Here is an 18,566-nt window from a genome sequence, read left to right as displayed (position 1 = left end):
GCGGCCTCAGGTCCAGGTGACATCGGCCAGGAAGATATAGCCCGCGCCGTAGATCGTTTTGATCAGACGCGGGTTTTTAGGATCTTCCCCCAGTTTGGTGCGCAGCCGCGAGATGCGGACATCCATTGCGCGATCAAAGCTTTCCCCGGCACCGCCGCCGAAATTCTGCTGCATCTGTGCGCGTGAAATCAGCCGGTTCGGGCTTTCGAGAAACATGCGCAGCACCTCGCCTTCGGCATGGCTGAAGGGCACTTCGCTGCCCTGGTCGTGAATCAGCACATAACGGTCAAATTCGGCCCGCCACTGGGCGAATCTTGCGGTCTGCGGGGTGGTGCGGGGCGGATCGCTGCGGGTTTTGCGCAGCCTTGCCCGGATTCGGGCCACCACTTCGGCAGGCTCGAAGGGTTTGATAATGTAGTCATCCGCGCCCAGTTCCAGCCCGGTCACCCGATCCTGCACCTGAGCGCGGCCCGAAATGATGATGATCGCCGCACCTGATTCGAGGGCAAGGCGATGCACCACGGCCAGGCCATCCCGGTCGGGCAGCCCCAGATCGACCAGGCAGACATCGGGGGTGGCGCGGTTGAGCGCTGCCTCAAATTCGGTGGCGCGGGCGAAGGCCGTGACGCGAAACCCCGCCTCTTCCAGGGCGTCAGACAGGATGCGGCGAATCTCGGGCTCATCATCGAGGATGGCGATATGCGGCGTCGTCATCAGCGGCCTCCGGTCGATTTGGGCAAAGTGGCCAGGAAGCCTGAAAGGCTGAGGCCGTCAAAGGGTTTGATCAACAGCGGCCCGCGCGCCGCCGCCGCTTCGCGGCGCGGATCCCCCGGCGGAGAGGAGGTCATCAGAACCACCGGTGGCGCTTCGGGATCCGCCTCAAAGCGGGCCGCCAGATCAAGGCCCGTCATCGCGCCGCTCAGGTGAATGTCAGAAAGCACCAGCGTCAGGCAGGGCAGCCGCATCAGCGCGAGCGCTTCTTCCGCGCTGTCGCTTTCCACCACGCTGTGACCAAGGGCGACCAGCATGGCACGGATGGATTCGCGGATCTCGGCGTTGTCTTCGACCAGCAGCACCATTCCGGGCGCGGGGGCGCGATCCTCAACCACGCGCAGGGGCAGGCGGAGGGTGATCGCCGCCCCGCCGCCCGGAGGGTTGAAAAGTCGCAGGGTTCCCCCGGCCAGTTTGACCCGGTCATAGACCATGGCCAGCCCGAGGCCGGATCCCTCTCCACCTTTGGTGGTGAAAAACGGTTCCAGCCCGCGCTCCAGCGCCTCGGCGGTGAAACCCGGCCCCTCATCGCGGACACTCACCTCCAGCCAGATGTCGCGGACCGGCCGGATCGAGAGGGTCATCCGCCCGCCTTTGGGTTTCATCGCATCGCGGGCATTCAGCACGAGATTCAGAATGGCATCCTGCAACATGCCCGGATCAAAGAGCAGCGGGGCCGCGAAAGGCGCGATCTGCAGATCGGCGGTGATCTGATCGGGCAGCGCCGCCCCGATCAGCGGGCGCAGTTCTGAGATGAAATCGGCGATCCGGACCGGCACGATCTGCAACTCCCGCCGCCCCGAAATCGAGGCGATGCGGTCCAGAAGCACCCCGCCGCGCCGCGCGGCATTCAGCGTGGCATGAACCAGATCCCCTGCACCGGGCGGCAGATCGGCGCGGCTGAGGCGCGACTGCAGCCCCAGAATGATCGTCAGCAGATTGGAGAAATCATGCGCAAGGCCCGAAGTCAGCTGCGCCGCCAGTTCGCGCTTGCGGGTCTGCATCAGCACTTCCCGGGCCTGGGCCTCGGCGGTGACATCGGTTGAAAGGATATAGACCCCGTTCACCGGCCCGTCGCCCTGACGGTCGGGGGTGAAGGCGCTGCGGATGCGTCGGCCGCTCTCTTCTTCGGTAAATTCCAGCACGCTCGCCTCTCCGGCCAGTGCGCGGCGCAGGGCCGGTGAAATATGGGCAAAGGTCTGCGGGCCAAGCGCCTCGTGCCCGGTCAGCCCGATGATATCGGGGCTGCGCGAGGGCGCGACGATGTTCAGGCGGCGGTTCGAATAGGTATAGCGCAGATCGCGGCCGACATGGGCGATATGGGCGGGCATCATCTCGGTGGTCATCCGGGTGCGCGCTTCAATCTCGATCAATTCGCGCCGCGCTTCATCCAGCATGGCATTGGCGGCGGCCAGTTCGCGGTTGGCCAGCGCCAGACGCTGGGCATGGGCCACCACCTCACCGCTCAGCTCCTCTGAGCGGGCGCGCAGCAGTTCCTCCTGGAGCTTCACTTCGGTGATATCTGTGTAGACCGTTACCCAGCCCCCCTGCGCCAGCGGTGAGCCCTCGACCGAGACCCAGCGGCCATTGGGGCGGCGGCGTTCCATGTAATGGGGCACAAAGGTGCGGGCGGCCTGAACCCTGGCCTGCACGGCCCCTTCAATGTCGTCAAAATGGCCATATTCGCCGCGACAGACCATATAGCGGATGGTGTCTTCAAAGCTGACCCCGGCGGTCACATAGGGGTCGGGAAAGCTGAACATCTCCTGGTAGCGGCGGTTGCAGACCGCCAGTCGCAGTGAGGCATCGAAGATCGAAAGAGCCTGGCTGATGCGATTGAGACCGGTGCGCGTCAGCGCGGCAGTGGTATTCTCAGTCAGCGGCACGTCACGGTCCTTCATGAGGGGCCCGGCTTCCGGCCCGCGCCCTGAGTGAATGTTAACAGCCGCCCGCCGTGGCGCAAACTTTTTGTCGCCTGTTACAATTTGTTAGGATTGCGCAAAATTCGGGCAAGTTTTGCCTGTGACCACTGTCTCATCAGCAGGTCAGAACCGGAGACCGCCTGAGGAGGGGCACCGGTTCTGAAAGGCGAGGGGGAGGACAGACGTGGCCGCTGCAGTGACGCCTTCGGGCGATCCTCAATCCATACCGGCGCTTTTGATGCGCAATGCCGCCACCATGGGCGGTCGTCCGGCATTCCGGGAAAAAGAATTCGGCATCTGGCAAAGCTGGACCTGGGCTGAGACCGCAGAAGAGGTGCGCAATATCGCCCGCGGTCTGATGGTTCTGGGTCTGAACCCCGGGGATCATGTGGCCATCATCGGCCGCAACCGCCCCGCGCTTTACTGGTCGATGATTGCGATCCAGATGTGTGGCGCGGTGCCGGTCCCGCTTTATCAGGACGCCGTCGCCGAAGAGATGGCCTATGTGCTGGAGCATTCGGGCGCGCGCTTTGTCATCGCGGCGGATCAGGAGCAGGTCGATAAGGTTCTTGAAGTGCAGTCCCGCGTGCCGGGCATTGAGCAGATCCTTTATCACGACAAGCGCGGACTGCGGAAATATGACCACAGCGCCATGACCTCGCTGGAGGATCTGGCCGCGAAGGGTCTGGCGGCGCAGCAGCGGGTGGACGCTGAGCTGACTGCCCGCATGGCTGCCCTGACGCCGGACAGCAAATGCGTCATGCTTTACACCTCGGGCACCACCGGCACACCGAAGGGCGTGGTGCTGTCAAACCGCAATGTCATTGAGACCGCCAAAGCCGGTGCCGCCTTTGAGGGGCTGACCCCGGATGAGGATGTGCTGGCCTATCTGCCGCTGGCCTGGGCGGGGGATTACATCTTCTCAATCGCGCAGGCTCATGTGGTGGGCTTCTGCGTGAACTGCCCCGAGAGCGCGCAGACCATGATGACCGATCTGCGCGAGATCGGGCCGACCTATTTCTTCGCGACGCCCCGCGTTTATGAAGGTCAGCTCACCTCAGTGATGATCCGCATGGAAGATGCGGGCCGCTTCAAGAAATGGCTTTTCAAAACCTTCATGGATCATGCCCGCAAAGTCGGCGGCAAAATCCTTGACGGCGGCGAGGTCAGCCTTGGTGACCGGCTGAAATACCGCCTGGGCGATCTGCTGGTTTACGGGCCGCTGAAAAACACGCTGGGCTACAGCCGCATTCGCGTGGGCTATACCGCGGGTGAGGCCATCGGGCCGGAGATCTTTGATTTCTACCGCTCGCTCGGGATCAATCTGAAGCAGCTTTACGGCCAGACGGAAGCCACCGTTCTGGTCGCCGGTCACCCCAATGGCCAGGTGCGCCCTGATACCGTCGGCGTGGCCTGCCCGGGGGTTGAGCTGAAGATCGACGACAAGGGCGAGGTTTTCTACCGCAGCCCCGGCACCTTCGTGGAATACTACAAAAACCCCGAAGCCACCGCTTCGACCAAAGATGCCGAAGGCTGGGTGGCCACCGGCGATGCGGGTTATTTCGTTGAGGGCCTTGGCCATCTGCGCATCATCGACCGGGTCAAGGATGTGGGCAAACTGGCCTCGGGCCAGATGTTCGCGCCGAAATATGTCGAGAACAAACTGAAGTTCTATCCCGGCATTCTGGAGGCGGTGGTCTTTGGCAATGGCCGCGACCATTGCACTGCCTTTCTGAACATCGACCTGACGGCGGTGGGCAACTGGGCTGAGCGCAACAATATCTCTTACACCAGCTACCAGGAACTCGCGGGCCACCCGAAAGTCCTTGAGATGATGCAGAGCCATGTCGAAGAGGTGAACGCCAGCCTTGCGGATGATCCGATGCTGGCGGGCTGTCAGATCAAACGCTTCCTCGTGCTGCACAAAGAACTTGATGCCGATGATGGTGAGCTGACCCGCACCCGCAAAGTGCGCCGCAATATCATCGCGACGAAATATGCCGATCTGATCGAGGCGCTTTATTCCGATGCGCCTTCGGTCTCGACCCGCACGGAAGTCTCTTATGAGGACGGCCGTAAGGGCTTTATCTCCGCCACCCTCGCCCTGCGTGATGCGAAGGTTTTTCCCGCGACCCCGAGCCGCAGAGAGGCCGCATGAGCATGGCACAGGCACTCCCGACCGAGGGCTGGATCACCGCAGACGGGCGCAAAATCGGCCCCGTTCTGATGGAAATGAAAAACATCACGCTGCGCTTTGGCGGCGTGAAGGCGATCACCGACATCAGCTTTGACATCCGCGAGGGCGAAATCCGCGCCATCATCGGTCCGAACGGCGCGGGGAAATCCTCGATGCTGAACGTGATCTCGGGCTTTTACGTCCCCCAGGAAGGCGAAGTCTGGTTTCGCGGTGCGAAACGCCCGCCGATGAAGCCCTATGAGGTGGCCCGCCAGGGCATCGCACGGACCTTCCAGAACATCGCGCTTTTTGAAGGCATGTCGGTGCTCGACAACATCATGACGGGCCGCCTGACCATGATGGAGACCAACCTTGCGCAGCAGGCGCTCTGGTGGGGCAAAGCTGCGCGGGAGGAAGATGAACACCGCGCCGCCGTGGAGCGGATCATCGATTTTCTGGAAATCCAGCACATCCGCAAAACCCCTGTCGGCCGTCTGCCTTACGGGCTGAAAAAGCGGGTGGAACTGGCGCGCGCGCTGGCGGCTGAGCCGAAACTTCTGCTGCTTGATGAGCCGATGGCCGGGATGAACGTCGAGGAGAAAGAGGACATGTGCCGCTTTATCCTCGATGTGAATGACGAATTCGGCACCACCATCGCGCTGATCGAACACGATATGGGCGTGGTGATGGATCTCTCGGACCGGGTGGTCGTAATGGATTACGGCAAGAAGATCGGCGACGGGCCGCCCGATGAAATCCGCAGCAACAAGGCCGTGATCGACGCCTATTTGGGGGTGAGCCATGAGTGACACCATTCTCTATGCCATGGAGGTCACCGTGAACGGGCTGATGGCCGGCGTGCTCTATGCGCTTGTGGCGCTTGGGTTTGTGCTGATCTTCAAGGCCTCGGGCATCTTTAACTATGCCCAAGGGGTCATGGCGCTTTTCGCGGCGCTGACGCTGGTGGGTATTCAGAACGGCCAGATCCCCTTTGCGCATCTGATCAACGCGATGTTCGGCACCCAGCTGCATCACTTCGGCTGGAAGGTTCCGGCGGTGCTGGCGATCCTTCTGACCGCGCTGGTCATGGTGGGTCTTGCGATCCTGGTGGAGCGCTATGTGCTGAAGCACCTGGTGAACCAGGAGCCGATCATCCTTTTCATGGCGACCATTGGTCTGGCCTATTTCATGGAGGGTTTCGGCGATGTGATGTGGGGCGCGGATATCAAGAAACTTGATGTCGGCATCCCTCAGGGCATGTCTGAAACCGTCGATCAGATCACCTATAACCTCTTTGGCTACGGCTTCTTTATCGACACGCTTGATATCGTGGCGGCTGTCGTGGCGGTGATCCTCGTGGTCACGCTGACGCTCTTTTCGCAGTATTCCAAACAGGGCCGTGCGCTTCGCGCGGTGGCAGATGACCACCAGGCGGCGCTGTCGGTCGGGATTTCGCTGCGCTTCATCTGGGTGCTGACCTGGTCGATCGCGGGCTTTGTGGCCCTGGTCGCGGGCATCATGTGGGGCTCAAAATCCGGGGTGCAGTTCTCGCTCTCGCTGATCGCGCTGAAGGCGCTGCCGGTGCTGATGCTGGGGGGCTTTACCTCGATCCCGGGCGCCATTGTCGGCGGTCTCATCATCGGTGTGGGGGAGAAACTCTTTGAGTTCTTCATCGGCCCGATGATCGGCGGCGCGACCGAGAACTGGTTTGCCTATGTGCTGGCGCTTCTCTTCCTCGTCTTCCGTCCGCAGGGACTGTTCGGCGACCGCATCATTGAGCGGGTGTGATCATGACCGGAAATCTGTTCGACATGGTAAAATTTCGCGCTGCCGACGCAGCGGAATCCAACTCACTGCAGTTGACTCTCTGCCGCGCACGGTGGTTCACTCTGCGACAGAGTGACGCATTCGGCGCCGCTTCTGACGGAGAGACAGCGCATGAAAAAATTTCTGGCAATTCTCTGCACCGTAGCCTTCTCGGCCTTCTGGGTCTTCGGGGGGCTGACTCTGCTTGCTTATATGGACGCGCATCCGCTGATGCCGCATGTGATGGTGCTCTCGCTGCTGGGGCTGGCCATCGGGATCTGGTCGCGGCTGCGGCTGCTGGCGCTGACGCAGGATCTGCAGCGCGGCGAGCGGGTGTATCAGGCCGAGGCCTGATCCGCTTTTACAATCTGATCTTCATGACGCGCCGTCCTGCGGGGACCGGCGCGTTTTCCGTTGTTTGCGGCCAGGAGGCATAAGATGCTCTATCGTGAAGCCGGGCAGTTCAAAACCTCCTACCGGGCAGACAATCAGACTTTCCCGATCCGCATCGACCGCATCGGCTATTTCGTGCTGCTGGCGGTGGCCTTCCTGGTGGTGCCCTTCTTTGTCACCGACTACATGGCAAACGCCGTGCTGGTGCCCTTTCTGATCTATGCGATCGCGGCTCTGGGGCTGAACATTCTGACCGGCTATTGCGGTCAGGTGAGCCTTGGCACCGGGGGCTTCATGGCTGTGGGGGCCTATGCGGTCTATAAGCTGATGACCGCTTTCCCTGAGGTTAATCTGGCCATTCATGTGCTGCTGGCAGGCGGGATCACCGCGCTGGTGGGCACGGCTTTTGGTCTGCCGAGCCTGCGCATTAAGGGTTTTTATCTGGCCGTGGCGACGCTTGCGGCGCAGTTCTTTCTGGTCTGGCTCTTCAACAAGGTGCCGTGGTTTTACAACTATTCCGCCTCGGGCATGATTACCGCGCCGGACCGCACGCTGTTCGGCGTCAATATCGCCGGTCCTGCGACGGCGGCCTGGGCCAAATATCTCTTCTGCCTGGTTTTTACCGTGGCGCTGGCTTGGCTTGCGCGCAATCTGACGCGCGGCTCAACCGGGCGCAAATGGATGGCGATCCGCGACATGGATATCGCTGCTGAGATCATCGGGGTGAACCCGCTGCGTGCCAAACTCTCGGCCTTTGCGATCAGCTCGTTCTTCATCGGGGTGGCCGGGGCGCTCTTCTTTTCGGTCTATCTTGGCGCGGCGGAAGTGGGCGAAGCCTTCGGCATAAACAAGAGCTTCCTTGTCCTCTTCATGGTGATCATCGGGGGTCTCGGCTCGATCTTCGGAAGTTTCGCAGGCGCGGCCTTCCTTGTGGTGCTGCCGGTGGTGCTGAAGAACATTCTGGTGGGGCAGCTTGGCTGGCCGACCGATCTGGCCGCCCATATCGAGCTGATGATCGTGGGCGCGCTGATCGTCACCTTCCTGATCCTTGAACCGCATGGTCTGGCGCAGCTCTGGCGCGTGACCAAGGAAAAACTCCGGCTCTGGCCCTTCCCGCATTAAGGGCGGCCCAATCAGAAGAACCAGGAAAACCCTGGCCCCTGTCATCAATTCCGGGAGGAGAAATCGGAATGAAAGTCAGATTTGCTGCCCTGGTCGCCGCCGCCATTGCCACTGGCATGCCGGCCTTCGCCCAGGAACTGTTCTTCCCCAGCATGGTCTACCGCACCGGCCCCTTCGCGGCCTCGGGGATCCCGCTGGCCGATGGCTATGCCGATTATTTCACCCTGCTCAATGAGCGTGACGGTGGCATCGGCGGCGTGAAGATTAAGCTGACCGAATGTGAGACCTCCTATAACACCGAGAAAGGTGTGGAGTGCTATGAGGGCTTTAAGGGGCAGAAACCGCTTCTGATCCAGCCGAACTCAACCGGCATTGCCTATCAGCTGATCCCCAAGGTTGAGGCCGATGGCCTGACCATGCTGACCCCGGGTCTGGGGCGCACTTCGGTGAAAAACGGCGCGGTCTTCCGCAATACCTTCAACTTCCCGTCGAACTACTGGGATGGGGCGTCGATCATCATCAAGCACCTGCTGGCAGAGAACGGTGATGATCTGAAGGGCAAGAAGATCACGCTGCTCTATCACAACTCGGCCTATGGCAAAGAGCCGATCCGCACCCTGGAAGAGCTGTCGAAGAAACACGGGTTTGAGTTCAACACCATCCCCGTCGACAGCCCCGGCCAGGAGCAGAAAAGCCAGTGGCTGCAGATCCGCCGCGACCGTCCGGATTTCGTCATCATGTGGGGCTGGGGTGTGATGAACTCGGCTGCCATCCAGGAAGCGGCCAACGTGCGCTACCCGATGGAGAATATCTACGGCTCCTGGTGGTCGGGCTCAGAGAACGATGTGCGTCCGGCGGGCGCGGGGGCCAATGGCTATAAGTCGCTGAATATGCACGGCGCCAACGGCGATTACCCGATCTTCGCGGATCTGACGAAATACGTCAAAGACGCGGGTAAATCGGCCGGTGCGGGCGATCAGATCGGCTCGATCATGTATCTGCGCGGCATCTATGAAGGCGCGCTTGCCCATCTCGCGGTGCTGAAGGCTCAGGCCGACAACAACACCAAAGAGGTGACGCCTGCGATGATGCGCGACGCGCTGGAAAGCATGGAAGTGACCGAAGAGATCATGGCGGGTCTCGGCCTGCCGAATTTCGCGCCGCCCTTCAAGGCCACCTGCGAAAACCACGGCGGTGACGGCTATGCGCTGATCCAGCAGTGGGATGCATCCGCCGGAAAATGGAACGCGATTACCGACTGGATCCAGTCCGACCTCGAAGTCATCGACCCGCTGGTGAAGGCTGACTCGGAAGCCTACGCCAAAGAGGCCGGCATCACGCCGAAGTGCTGATCTGCCAGGCGGCGGCCCTGATGCGGGCCGCCGCCTCCCTGTCGTTTCAAGAGGTTCTGTCATGCTGGATGCAGCCCCGACCCGTGAGACCGTGCTTGAGGTCAACAATATCGAGGTGATCTACAACCACGTCATTCTGGTGCTCAAAGGCGTCAGTCTGACCGTGCCGAAGGGTGGCATCACGGCGCTGCTGGGCGGCAATGGTGCGGGCAAATCCACCACGCTCAAGGCCATTTCGGGCCTGCTGAAATCAGAGCGCGGTGAGGTGACCAAGGGCCAGATCCTCTATCGCGGCGAGAATACCGCCGATAAAGACCCCGCCGATCTGGTGCGCCGTGGCGTGATCCAGGTCATGGAGGGGCGTCACTGCTTTGAGCATCTGACCGTCGAAGAGAACCTGCTGACCGGCAGCTATACCGGCAAAAACCGCGCTCAGGTCGCCGAAGATCTTGAGATGGTTTACAACTATTTCCCGCGCCTGCGTGAGCGGCGCAAATCCCAGGCGGGCTATACCTCGGGCGGTGAGCAACAGATGTGCGCCATTGGCCGCGCCCTGATGAGCCGTCCTGAGACGATCCTTCTCGATGAGCCCTCCATGGGTCTCGCGCCGCAGCTGGTGGAGCAGATCTTTGAGATCGTGCGCGAAGTGAACGCCCGCGAAGGGGTGACCTTCCTGCTGGCTGAGCAGAACACCAACGTCGCGCTGCGCTATGCCCATACCGGTTACATCCTGGAATCGGGCCGTGTGGTGATGGAGGGGACCGCGCAGGAGCTGCGCGAAAACCCTGATGTTGCGGAATTTTACCTCGGCATGTCCGACAAGGGGCGCAAGAGCTTCCGGGATGTGCGCAGCTATCGCCGCCGCAAACGCTGGCTGGCCTGAGGGAGGGCAGATCATGTCCTTTTACGATGAACTTGAGACCCGCAGCCAGGACGCCCGTGAAGCGGCGCAGCTTGCGCAGTTACGTGATGCGCTGAAAGCGGCGGTTTCGGCCCCGGCGGGTCAACATTATGCCGGGGTCGCGGTGCAAAGCCTGGCCGATCTGGCGCAGCTGCCGGTGACGCGAAAATCCGATCTGGTGTCCCGCCAGCAGGCAGAGCCGCCCTTCGGGGGCTTTGCGGTGAAGGGCCTGTCGCATTATTTCCAGTCCCCCGGTCCGATCTATGAGCCGGGCGGCGCGGGCGCCGACTGGTTCCGCCTCGGGCGTTTTCTGCATGCCAGCGGCGTGCGCGGGCATGACATCGTGCAGAACTGCTTTTCCTATCATCTGGTCCCGGCCGGCATCATGTTCGAAACCGCCGCCCGTGCGGTCGGGGCTGCCGTGCTGCCTGCGGGCACCGGCCAGACCGATCTGCAGGTTCGCGCAGCCCGTGATATCGGCACGACCGTCTATGCAGGCACGCCGGATTTTCTGAAGGTCATCCTTGATAAGGCGGATGAGCAGGGCGTTTTGCTGAAATTCGCCCGCGCGGTGGTGGGGGGCGGTGCGCTCTTCCCCAGCCTGCGTCAGGAATATGCCGATCGCGGCGTCATCACCCGGCAGTGCTATGCCACTGCCGATGTCGGCAATATCGCTTATGAGACCGACGCCCTGGAAGGCATGGTCGCGGATGAGGGGATTATCCTCGAAATCGTGCGCCCCGGCACCGGCGATCCGGTGCCGCCGGGCGAAGTGGGCGAGGTGCTGGTCACCAATCTTAACACCGATTACCCGCTGATCCGCTTTGCTACCGGGGATCTTTCGGCGGTGCTGCCGGGGCAGTCGCCCTGCGGCCGGACCAATACCCGCATCAGGGGCTGGATGGGACGCGCCGATCAGACCACCAAGATCAAAGGCATGTTCGTGCGCCCCGAACAGGTCGCCGATTTCGTCGCCCGTCACCCCGAAGTGCTGCGCGCCCGCGTCGTGGCCGGGCGCGAGGGAGAGATGGACAGCATGACCGTGCAGGTCGAAACCCGCGCCTCCAACCCCGCGCTTTATGAGACTTCGGTCTTTGAGACGCTGAAGCTGCGCGGGCGGATTGAACTGGTGCCGCCCGGCTCGCTGCCCAATGACGGTAAGGTGATCGACGACACCCGCAGTTACGGCTGAGCTCGGCGGAAGTTGCGAAAAATGCCTGTTTTTCGGGCAAATGACGTAGGGAAACGAGGTTAAGAAATCTGTTGCCTGACGCGGCGCTCCTCTCATAGCCTTGTGGAAAGCGCTGCCGGAAACCCAAAGAAAATAAGGGGATTCGGCACAGGTTACGACCGGGGTTTCCAGGAATGAGGTCAACAGAAAGCGGTTTTACCGCTCTCTTTGGCATGTCCCGGAGGCCGGCTGACGGAAGGGGGGAACTGCCATGCTGAGAACCTGCGGAGGGCGCCTGTGAGCGCGTCGTCTGACCGCGGAGCGACCCTGGAGGTGGAGCGTGTGAGCCTGGCCTTCGGCGGGCTGAAGGTGCTGCGCGATGTGTCTTTCAAGGCCGAATCCGGTTCGGTGACCGCACTGATCGGGCCCAATGGCGCGGGCAAAACCTCGATGTTCAACTGCATCTCGGGGTTTTACAAACCAATCCAGGGCCGCGTGCTGCTCGACGGCAAAGACGTCTCAAACGTCAAAGCCCATGGCCGTGCGGCCCTGGGCATGGCGCGCAGCTTTCAGAACATCGCGCTCTTTCGCGGCATGACGGTGCTCGACAATATCAAGCTGGGACGTCACGCCCATCTGAAGACCAATATCCTTCAGGGCCTTCTGCACCTTGGTCCCGCCGCCCGCGAAGAAGAGGCACTCCGCGCCGAGATTGAGCGCAAAATCATCGACTTCCTGGAGATCGACCACATCCGCAATAAGCCGGTGGCGATGCTGTCTTACGGGCTGCAAAAGCGCGTCGAACTCGCCCGTGCGCTGGCCATGCAGCCGCGCATTCTGCTGCTTGATGAGCCGGTGGCGGGGATGAACCGCGAAGAGACCGAGGATATGGCCCGCTTCATCCTGGATGTGAAAGAGGAATGGGGCGTCACCATCCTGATGGTAGAGCATGACATGGGCCTCGTGATGGATATCTCAGACCATGTGGCGGTGCTGAACTTTGGCCAGAAAATCGCCGAAGGCGTGCCCTCGGTCGTTCAGAATGATCCGGAGGTGGCCGCCGCCTATCTCGGTTCCGGTGATCCGGCGGCGCTGATGCGGCGTCTGCAGGCAGAGGAGGGCGCGGCATGAGCGATGAGATGCTCTTTTTCACCGAAGTCACCCTGGCGGGCCTGGGCTCGGGGGCGCTGCTGGCGCTGACGGCCCTGGCCTTCGTGCTGATCTATAAGGCGACGCGGGTGATTAACCTTGCCGTCTCAGAAATCCTGATGCTCGGCGGCTATCTGTTTTTCACCTTCGCCGCCTCGCTCTCGCTGCCCTGGTGGGGGGCGCTGCCGCTGGCGATCATCGGCGGTGGCGCAGTCGGCGCGATTGTCGAGCGCGGGCTGATCCGCCCGATGCTGGGCGAAAGCGCGATCTCGGTCTTCATGGTCACCGTGGGACTTGGCTCGGTTCTGGTGGGGCTGGTGGAGGCCTTCTGGGGCACCGATCCGAAATCGCTGCCGAATTTCATCGCCAATACCCCGGTGTTCTTTGGGGAGGCTTACGTCAGCCGCAAGATCCTCGTGGCCTTTATCGCAGCCTCTGTGGTGATCGGTATCTTCCTGATCCTGTTCCGCTTCTGGCGCGGCGGCGTGGCTTTGCGGGCCACCGCCTCGGATCAGGCGGCGGCCTACAGCTGCGGCATCAATGTGCCGGGGGTCTTTTCCATCGCCTGGATTGTGGGATGCGCCACGGCGGCCGGGGCAGGGGTTCTGCTCGGCGCAATCGGCGGCATCTCTCCGGTCATGGGGGTCTTCGGGCTTTCGGCCATGGTGGTGGTGATCGTCGGCGGCCTCGACAGCCTGCTGGGCGCGCTGGTGGGGGGCCTCGCGCTTGGGGTGATCCAGGCCTGGGTCTCTTCCTACATGGGCGGCGAATATGTCTCGCCCGTCACCTTCGGCATCCTGATCCTCACGCTGGTGATCCGGCCCTACGGGCTCTTTGGCACCCATGAAATTGAGCGTCTGTAAATGATTATCGGCACCGCAAAAGAAAGCTACCGCGCCGATGAGGCGCTGCTGACCACCGGCCCGCAGAAGCTCTGGATGGGGATCCTGCTGGCCGGGCTGGTCGTGCTGCCCTTCGTTTTTAACACCTATTGGATCTATCTGGCCTGCCTGGTGATGATAAATGTCATCGCCGCCACGGGGCTGAATGTGCTGACCGGGTTTACCGGGCTGGTCAGCCTTGGCCACGCTGCCTTTATGGCGGTCGGGGCCTATACCGTTGCCTGGCTTGAGAAAAACACTGGCCTGCCGCTTCCGGTGAACCTTTTGGCCGGTGGCCTTCTGGCAGCCGCCGTGGGTGCGCTGGTGGGCCTTCCGAGCCTGCGGATCAAAGGGCTTTATCTGGCCATCGCCACCATCGCGGCCTCTTTCATTCTGCATTTCATCTTTATCGACTGGAAATCGGTCACCGGCGGCACCGCCGGGCTGACGCTGGAGCCTGGCCGCATCTTTGGCTTTGAACTGGTCGAATACCGCCATCTCTACTGGCTGATCATGCCGGTCACGCTTCTGATGGTGACGGGGGCGGCGAACCTGTTTCGCAACCGCATCGGGCGCGCTTTCATTGCGATCCGCGACCGCGATATCTCGGCCGAAGTGCTGGGGATCCCGATCCTGCGCTATAAGCTTCTGAGCTTCGCTCTCGCCTCGTTTTACGCCGGGATCGCGGGCGGGCTTTGGGTGCTCTTCTTTCGCGTGGTGACGCCGGAAAGCTTCCCGCTTGTTACCTCAATCTTCCTGCTGGCGGCGGTGATTGTGGGGGGCATGGGCACCATCATCGGCGGGGTGATCGGGGCGATCTTCATGACCATGGTGCCTGAACTGCTGCGCTATGTGGTGGATTTCCTGTCGCCCGTCATTCCCAACGCCAGCCTGATCCTCTCGCCGGTGCGCACGATTGTTTTCGGCGCGCTGATCGTGGGCTTTCTGGTCTTTGAACCCCAGGGGCTCGCTGAGATTATTCAGCGCATCCGCCGTTTCTTCCGGGTCTGGCCGTTCCGGACCTGAGCTTTCGACTGACGACCACAAGCAACCCAATGACATCCGGGGAGGAACTCATGTCACAGGTTTCACGTCGCTCACTTCTTCAACTGATGGGCGCTACTGCCATGGCCACGGGGGTTCTGGGAGGGACCACCCTGGCTGCCTTTGCCGATGACAGCGAACTGGTGATCGGCGGCTCGCTGCCGCTGACCGGGGTGTTTGGCTTCGCCGGGGTCGCCGTTGAAAAGGCGATGCAGGATTACGTCAAAATCATCAACGACAAGGGCGGCATCGCGGGCCGTAAGCTGCGGCTGGCCTATGAGGATACGGCCTATAAGCCCGACACTTCGGTCGCCGTCTTTAACAAGCTGACGAGCCAGAACGACATCCACCTCTACTATGGCGACTCGACCGCTTTTGCGAAAACCATCTCACCCGAACTCGCCCGGGCCGACCGCATCCTGATGGGCGGTGCCTCTTTCGCAACCGAGCTGAATGATCCCGAAAAGCACCCCAATATCTTCATCCCGGGGCCGGATTATTCTGAGATGTTCTCGATCCTGCTGGAGCATATCGCCAAGGAAAAACCCGGCGCCAAGGTGATCTTCGTCTGCTCTGACTCTGAGTTTGGCCGCGACCCGATTGAGCCTGGCACCGCCCGCGCCAAAGCGCTTGGTCTCGATGTGGGAGAGGTGATCATCACGCCGCCCGGCTCAGTGGATGTCTCGACCGAAGTGCTGAAGCTGCGCCGCGCGCGGCCGGATTACGTGATCTTCCACGGCTATATCAAAGCGCCGCTGCCCGAGTTCATGAGCCAGGCGAAACAGCTTGGTCTTGAGACGAAGTTCATGGGCACCTTCTGGTCGATGGACAGCTCAATCTGGGATGATGTGGGCGAGGTGGCGGACGGCTTCATGGGCATCATGCCCTACCGCTATTACTACGACACCGAGCCTGCGCCGATGCTTGAGACCATCCGGCAGATGCGTCCCGACTATCAGGCGACCGGCTATATGCAGGGCATGATTTCGATGATGATCCTGGTCGAAAGCGCGAAACGCGTGCTGGAAGCCGGGCAGGAGCTGACCGGGAAAAACCTGAAAGCCGCGATGAACACCATCAAGGATTTCGACACCGGCGGCATCATCGGCGTGCCCTTCTCGATGACCGGAAATTCGATCCCGGTGGGTCGCGTTTATCAATATTCGGCGGCGGAGAAGAAGATGAACCCGGTCTCGGACTGGATCAACGTCGGAGCCTGACGCATGAGCACTGCACCGTCTGACCTGATCTTACAGGTCGAGAATATCGAAGTGATCTACAACAAGGCGGTGCAGGCCCTGCGGGGGCTTTCTCTCTCCGTCCCTAGAGGCCAGGTGGTGACGCTGCTGGGCTCAAACGGGGCGGGGAAATCCACCACGCTGAAAGCGATCTCCGGCCTTCTGGGGCTGGAGAACGGTGAGCTGACGGCGGGGAAAATCCTCCTCGATGGCCAGGATATTTCCCGCATGAAGCCGCATGAACTGGTGCGCGCGGGGCTTTTTCACATCATGGAGGGCCGCCGGATCTTTGAGGATCTGACGGTTGAGGAGAACCTGACGGCCGCCACCTTTGCGCTGTCAGGCCGCGGGCTTGCGCGCACGCCTTTTGAGCTGGTCTATGACTATTTCCCCCGGCTTGCCGAGCGGCGCAACCAGCGCGCGGGCTATATGTCGGGAGGAGAGCAGCAGATGCTGGCCATTGGCCGCGCGCTGATCGCGCAGCCCAAGCTGATCCTGCTGGATGAGCCCTCGCTCGGGCTGTCGCCGATCCTGGTGGAAGAGATCTTCACCATCATCTCGCGCATCAACCGACAGACCGGCGTGTCGATGCTGCTGGTTGAGCAGAACGCCAATGTCGCCATGGCCGTTGCCCATTACGGCTATATCATGGAGACCGGGAAAATTCAGCTTAACGGCCCGACCTCGCGGCTGATTGAAGACCAGGACGTGCGCGAGTTCTATCTGGGCCACGGCGGTGGCGGCGGCGAGAAATCTTACCGCAATATCAAGCACTACAAGCGCCGCAAGCGCTGGCTGTCGTGAGGATCTGCCATGAAAGCCAATGACCTGCCCGAACTGACCCTGCCGCAGATGCTGGCGCAGAATGCCCGCGCCCTGGGCACGCGGGTGGCGATCCGTCAGAAGGATTTCGGGATCTGGAACCCGACCACCTGGGCAGGCTATTTTGAGCGTGCTTCCGATGTGGCGCATGGGTTGCGGCTGACGGGTCTGGGAGCGGGCGGGCATCTGGCGATCCTGTCTGAAAACCGCATTGAATGGGTTCTGGCGCAACTCGGCGCCGGGCTGGCGGGGGCGGTGACCGTGGGGGTCTATGCCACCTCGCCTGCCAATGAAGTGGCCTATGTGCTCAACCACGCCGAGGCAGAGGTGATCCTTTGTGAGGATCAGGAGCAGGTCGATAAGGTCCTCGAAGAGCGCGAAAGCCTGCCGCATCTGAAGCGGATTGTGGTGATCGAGACCAAGGGGATGCGGGCCTATGATCCGGATCTGGTGATTTCATTTGAAGATCTGGAGGCCAGGGGGCGGGAGGATCGCAGCCGCAATCCGGGGCTGGTGGCGGATGTTCTGGCGCGCCAGAGCCTCGATGACATCGGGCTGATGATCTATACCTCGGGCTCGACCGGAAAACCCAAGGGCGCGATGCTGAGTTACCGCAATCTGCGGGCCGAAGCATTTGCCGTGCGGGAGATGCTGGGCATCGGGCCGGGGGACAGCCATCTGAGCTATCTGCCGCTTTGCCATGTGGCCGAGCAGATGCTGACCACCATGGGCCCGATCTACACCGGCTCGCGCATCGATTTCGGGGAAAGCCTGCGCACCGTGCAGGAGGATCTGCGCGAGGTCGCACCCACCACTTTCCTTGGCGTGCCGCGCATCTGGGAAAAGCTGCACAGCGCCATTCATATCGGGCTGATGGAAGCGGGTGGCCTGCGCCGTCGTCTGCATGACCGGGGCGTGGCGGCCTGTGCGCCCTTTGCGACAAAGCCGCCCGCAGAGCGCAGCCTGGGAGAAAGGCTGACCTTTCAGTTTTACTATTGGACGGTGTTTCGCGCTTTGCAGAATTTCATCGGTCTGCGCCGGGCGCGGCTGGCCTATACGGGCGCGGCGCCGATTTCGCCGAAGATTGTGGAATATTTCCGCATCATCGGCGTGCCGCTGGTCGAGGTCTATGGCGCGACGGAAACCACGGGGATGGTGCTGGCGCAAAAGCTCTCCCGGCTTGATCCGGGCTCGGTGGGGGTCGCCATTCCCAATGCGGAGATGAAGATCGCCGAAAGCGGTGAACTGCTGGTGCGCTCAGAGGTGGTTTTTGCAGGCTATTGGCGCAACCCGGAGGCCACGGCCGCAACCATCCGCGACGGCTGGCTGCATACCGGAGATGTGGCCGAAGTCCGCGACGGGCAGTTCCGTATCGTGGACCGCCTGAAGGATATTATGATCACCGCCGGGGGCAAGAACCTCTCGCCTTCGGAGATTGAGAATACGATGAAGGCCTCACCCTTTATCAAGGAATGCATCGTGGTGGGTGAGCAGCGGAAGTTTGTCTCGGCACTCATCCAGATTGATGCGGAGACGGTGGGCAAATGGGCCGAAGAGCAGGGGATCGCCTATACGACCTTCCGCTCGCTGGCTGAAGATTCGCGTGTGCGCGATCTGATTGAGCGCGAAGTGGCTGCGGGCAATGCAACGCTGGCCCAGGTGGCTCAGGTGCGGAAGTTCCATTTGCTGAGCAAAGAGCTGGACCATGATGATGGCGAGGTGACGGCCACGATGAAGGTCCGCCGCGCGAGCATCTATGGGAAATATGCGGCTGAGATTGAGGCGCTTTACGGCGGGCGCGCTGCGGCCTGAAAAGCC

At 61.6% G+C, this 18,566-nt stretch carries 16 protein-coding genes; 14 read left to right on the top strand and 2 right to left on the bottom strand.

What is annotated here, in order from left to right:
- Window positions 1-6 precede the first annotated feature (6 nt).
- Entirely contained in the window at window positions 7-714 is a 708-nt protein-coding gene (locus EP867_RS00255) for a response regulator transcription factor (RefSeq protein WP_164888721.1), read from the bottom strand.
- Window positions 714-2,672 (bottom strand): hybrid sensor histidine kinase/response regulator, encoded by a 1,959-nt coding sequence (locus tag EP867_RS00250; RefSeq protein WP_128486212.1) that lies wholly within the window; start codon window positions 2,670-2,672, stop codon window positions 714-716. Before EP867_RS00250 ends, EP867_RS00255 begins: the two co-directional genes overlap by 1 nt.
- A gap of 259 nt (window positions 2,673-2,931) precedes the next feature.
- On the opposite strand from EP867_RS00250, the gene EP867_RS00245 reads away from it, so the two are divergent.
- The 14 genes from EP867_RS00245 to EP867_RS00180 all read left to right on the top strand — a co-directional run bounded on the left by EP867_RS00245 (window position 2,932) and on the right by EP867_RS00180 (window position 18,560).
- On the top strand, window positions 2,932-4,851 hold the full coding sequence (locus tag EP867_RS00245; protein WP_128486368.1) for an AMP-binding protein: 1,920 nt from the start codon (window positions 2,932-2,934) through the stop codon (window positions 4,849-4,851).
- A 2-nt stretch (window positions 4,852-4,853) separates the two neighbouring features.
- The gene (locus EP867_RS00240; protein WP_128486367.1) at window positions 4,854-5,678 is read left to right on the top strand and encodes an ABC transporter ATP-binding protein; all 825 of its coding nucleotides are present in this window, start codon (window positions 4,854-4,856) and stop codon (window positions 5,676-5,678) included.
- Complete coding sequence (locus EP867_RS00235; RefSeq protein ID WP_128486211.1) at window positions 5,671-6,657, top strand: branched-chain amino acid ABC transporter permease; 987 nt, start codon at window positions 5,671-5,673, stop codon at window positions 6,655-6,657. Before EP867_RS00240 ends, EP867_RS00235 begins: the two co-directional genes overlap by 8 nt.
- Before the next feature lie 150 nt (window positions 6,658-6,807).
- Window positions 6,808-7,029: a hypothetical protein gene (locus EP867_RS00230; RefSeq protein ID WP_128486210.1), complete on the top strand. Its 222-nt coding sequence runs from the start codon at window positions 6,808-6,810 to the stop codon at window positions 7,027-7,029.
- An 84-nt stretch (window positions 7,030-7,113) separates the two neighbouring features.
- Window positions 7,114-8,190 carry a branched-chain amino acid ABC transporter permease gene (locus tag EP867_RS00225; RefSeq protein ID WP_128486209.1) on the top strand — a complete coding sequence of 359 codons (1,077 nt, stop codon included), beginning with the start codon at window positions 7,114-7,116 and terminating at the stop codon, window positions 8,188-8,190.
- 68 nt (window positions 8,191-8,258) lie between these two features.
- The gene (locus EP867_RS00220; RefSeq protein ID WP_128486208.1) at window positions 8,259-9,542 is read left to right on the top strand and encodes an ABC transporter substrate-binding protein; all 1,284 of its coding nucleotides are present in this window, start codon (window positions 8,259-8,261) and stop codon (window positions 9,540-9,542) included.
- A 61-nt stretch (window positions 9,543-9,603) separates the two neighbouring features.
- The gene (locus EP867_RS00215) at window positions 9,604-10,425 is read left to right on the top strand and encodes an ABC transporter ATP-binding protein (RefSeq protein ID WP_128486207.1); all 822 of its coding nucleotides are present in this window, start codon (window positions 9,604-9,606) and stop codon (window positions 10,423-10,425) included.
- 13 nt (window positions 10,426-10,438) lie between these two features.
- Window positions 10,439-11,635 carry a phenylacetate--CoA ligase family protein gene (locus EP867_RS00210; RefSeq protein WP_128486206.1) on the top strand — a complete coding sequence of 399 codons (1,197 nt, stop codon included), beginning with the start codon at window positions 10,439-10,441 and terminating at the stop codon, window positions 11,633-11,635.
- Window positions 11,636-11,911: 276 nt separating this feature from the next.
- The gene (locus tag EP867_RS00205; protein WP_128486205.1) at window positions 11,912-12,745 is read left to right on the top strand and encodes an ABC transporter ATP-binding protein; all 834 of its coding nucleotides are present in this window, start codon (window positions 11,912-11,914) and stop codon (window positions 12,743-12,745) included.
- Window positions 12,742-13,626, top strand: coding sequence for a branched-chain amino acid ABC transporter permease (locus EP867_RS00200; RefSeq protein ID WP_128486204.1), 885 nt, complete (start codon window positions 12,742-12,744; stop codon window positions 13,624-13,626). The genes EP867_RS00205 and EP867_RS00200 overlap by 4 nt, the downstream gene beginning before the upstream one ends.
- On the top strand, window positions 13,627-14,670 hold the full coding sequence (locus EP867_RS00195) for a branched-chain amino acid ABC transporter permease (RefSeq protein ID WP_128486203.1): 1,044 nt from the start codon (window positions 13,627-13,629) through the stop codon (window positions 14,668-14,670).
- A gap of 50 nt (window positions 14,671-14,720) precedes the next feature.
- Window positions 14,721-15,908 carry an ABC transporter substrate-binding protein gene (locus EP867_RS00190; RefSeq protein WP_128486202.1) on the top strand — a complete coding sequence of 396 codons (1,188 nt, stop codon included), beginning with the start codon at window positions 14,721-14,723 and terminating at the stop codon, window positions 15,906-15,908.
- A 3-nt stretch (window positions 15,909-15,911) separates the two neighbouring features.
- Window positions 15,912-16,730, top strand: a complete 819-nt coding sequence (locus tag EP867_RS00185; RefSeq protein ID WP_128486201.1) for an ABC transporter ATP-binding protein — start codon at window positions 15,912-15,914, stop codon at window positions 16,728-16,730.
- A gap of 9 nt (window positions 16,731-16,739) precedes the next feature.
- Window positions 16,740-18,560, top strand: a complete 1,821-nt coding sequence (locus EP867_RS00180) for an AMP-dependent synthetase/ligase (RefSeq protein WP_128486200.1) — start codon at window positions 16,740-16,742, stop codon at window positions 18,558-18,560.
- The last annotated feature ends 6 nt before the right edge of the window (window positions 18,561-18,566 follow it).

The sequence above is a fragment of the Falsigemmobacter intermedius genome (assembly GCF_004054105.1).
GTDB classification, from domain to species: Bacteria; Pseudomonadota; Alphaproteobacteria; order Rhodobacterales; family Rhodobacteraceae; genus Wagnerdoeblera; species Wagnerdoeblera intermedia.
Note: the sequence above shows the minus strand (reverse complement) of the source record. Positions and strands in the feature narration are given on the sequence as shown.

Excerpts from the sequence above, each read along its gene's own strand:
- EP867_RS00190 (WP_128486202.1), top strand. The coding sequence starts at position 14,721 with ATGTCACAGGTTTCACGTCGCTCACTTCTTCAACTGATGGGCGCTACT.
- EP867_RS00195 (WP_128486203.1), top strand. The coding sequence starts at position 13,627 with ATGATTATCGGCACCGCAAAAGAAAGCTACCGCGCCGATGAGGCGCTG.
- EP867_RS00225 (WP_128486209.1), top strand. The coding sequence starts at position 7,114 with ATGCTCTATCGTGAAGCCGGGCAGTTCAAAACCTCCTACCGGGCAGAC.
- EP867_RS00250 (WP_128486212.1), bottom strand. The coding sequence starts at position 2,672 with ATGAAGGACCGTGACGTGCCGCTGACTGAGAATACCACTGCCGCGCTG.
- EP867_RS00235 (WP_128486211.1), top strand. The coding sequence starts at position 5,671 with ATGAGTGACACCATTCTCTATGCCATGGAGGTCACCGTGAACGGGCTG.
- EP867_RS00240 (WP_128486367.1), top strand. The coding sequence starts at position 4,854 with ATGGCACAGGCACTCCCGACCGAGGGCTGGATCACCGCAGACGGGCGC.
- EP867_RS00255 (WP_164888721.1), bottom strand. The coding sequence starts at position 714 with ATGACGACGCCGCATATCGCCATCCTCGATGATGAGCCCGAGATTCGC.
- EP867_RS00245 (WP_128486368.1), top strand. The coding sequence starts at position 2,932 with ATGCGCAATGCCGCCACCATGGGCGGTCGTCCGGCATTCCGGGAAAAA.
- EP867_RS00215 (WP_128486207.1), top strand. The coding sequence starts at position 9,604 with ATGCTGGATGCAGCCCCGACCCGTGAGACCGTGCTTGAGGTCAACAAT.
- EP867_RS00220 (WP_128486208.1), top strand. The coding sequence starts at position 8,259 with ATGAAAGTCAGATTTGCTGCCCTGGTCGCCGCCGCCATTGCCACTGGC.
- EP867_RS00210 (WP_128486206.1), top strand. The coding sequence starts at position 10,439 with ATGTCCTTTTACGATGAACTTGAGACCCGCAGCCAGGACGCCCGTGAA.
- EP867_RS00200 (WP_128486204.1), top strand. The coding sequence starts at position 12,742 with ATGAGCGATGAGATGCTCTTTTTCACCGAAGTCACCCTGGCGGGCCTG.
- EP867_RS00185 (WP_128486201.1), top strand. The coding sequence starts at position 15,912 with ATGAGCACTGCACCGTCTGACCTGATCTTACAGGTCGAGAATATCGAA.
- EP867_RS00230 (WP_128486210.1), top strand. The coding sequence starts at position 6,808 with ATGAAAAAATTTCTGGCAATTCTCTGCACCGTAGCCTTCTCGGCCTTC.
- EP867_RS00180 (WP_128486200.1), top strand. The coding sequence starts at position 16,740 with ATGAAAGCCAATGACCTGCCCGAACTGACCCTGCCGCAGATGCTGGCG.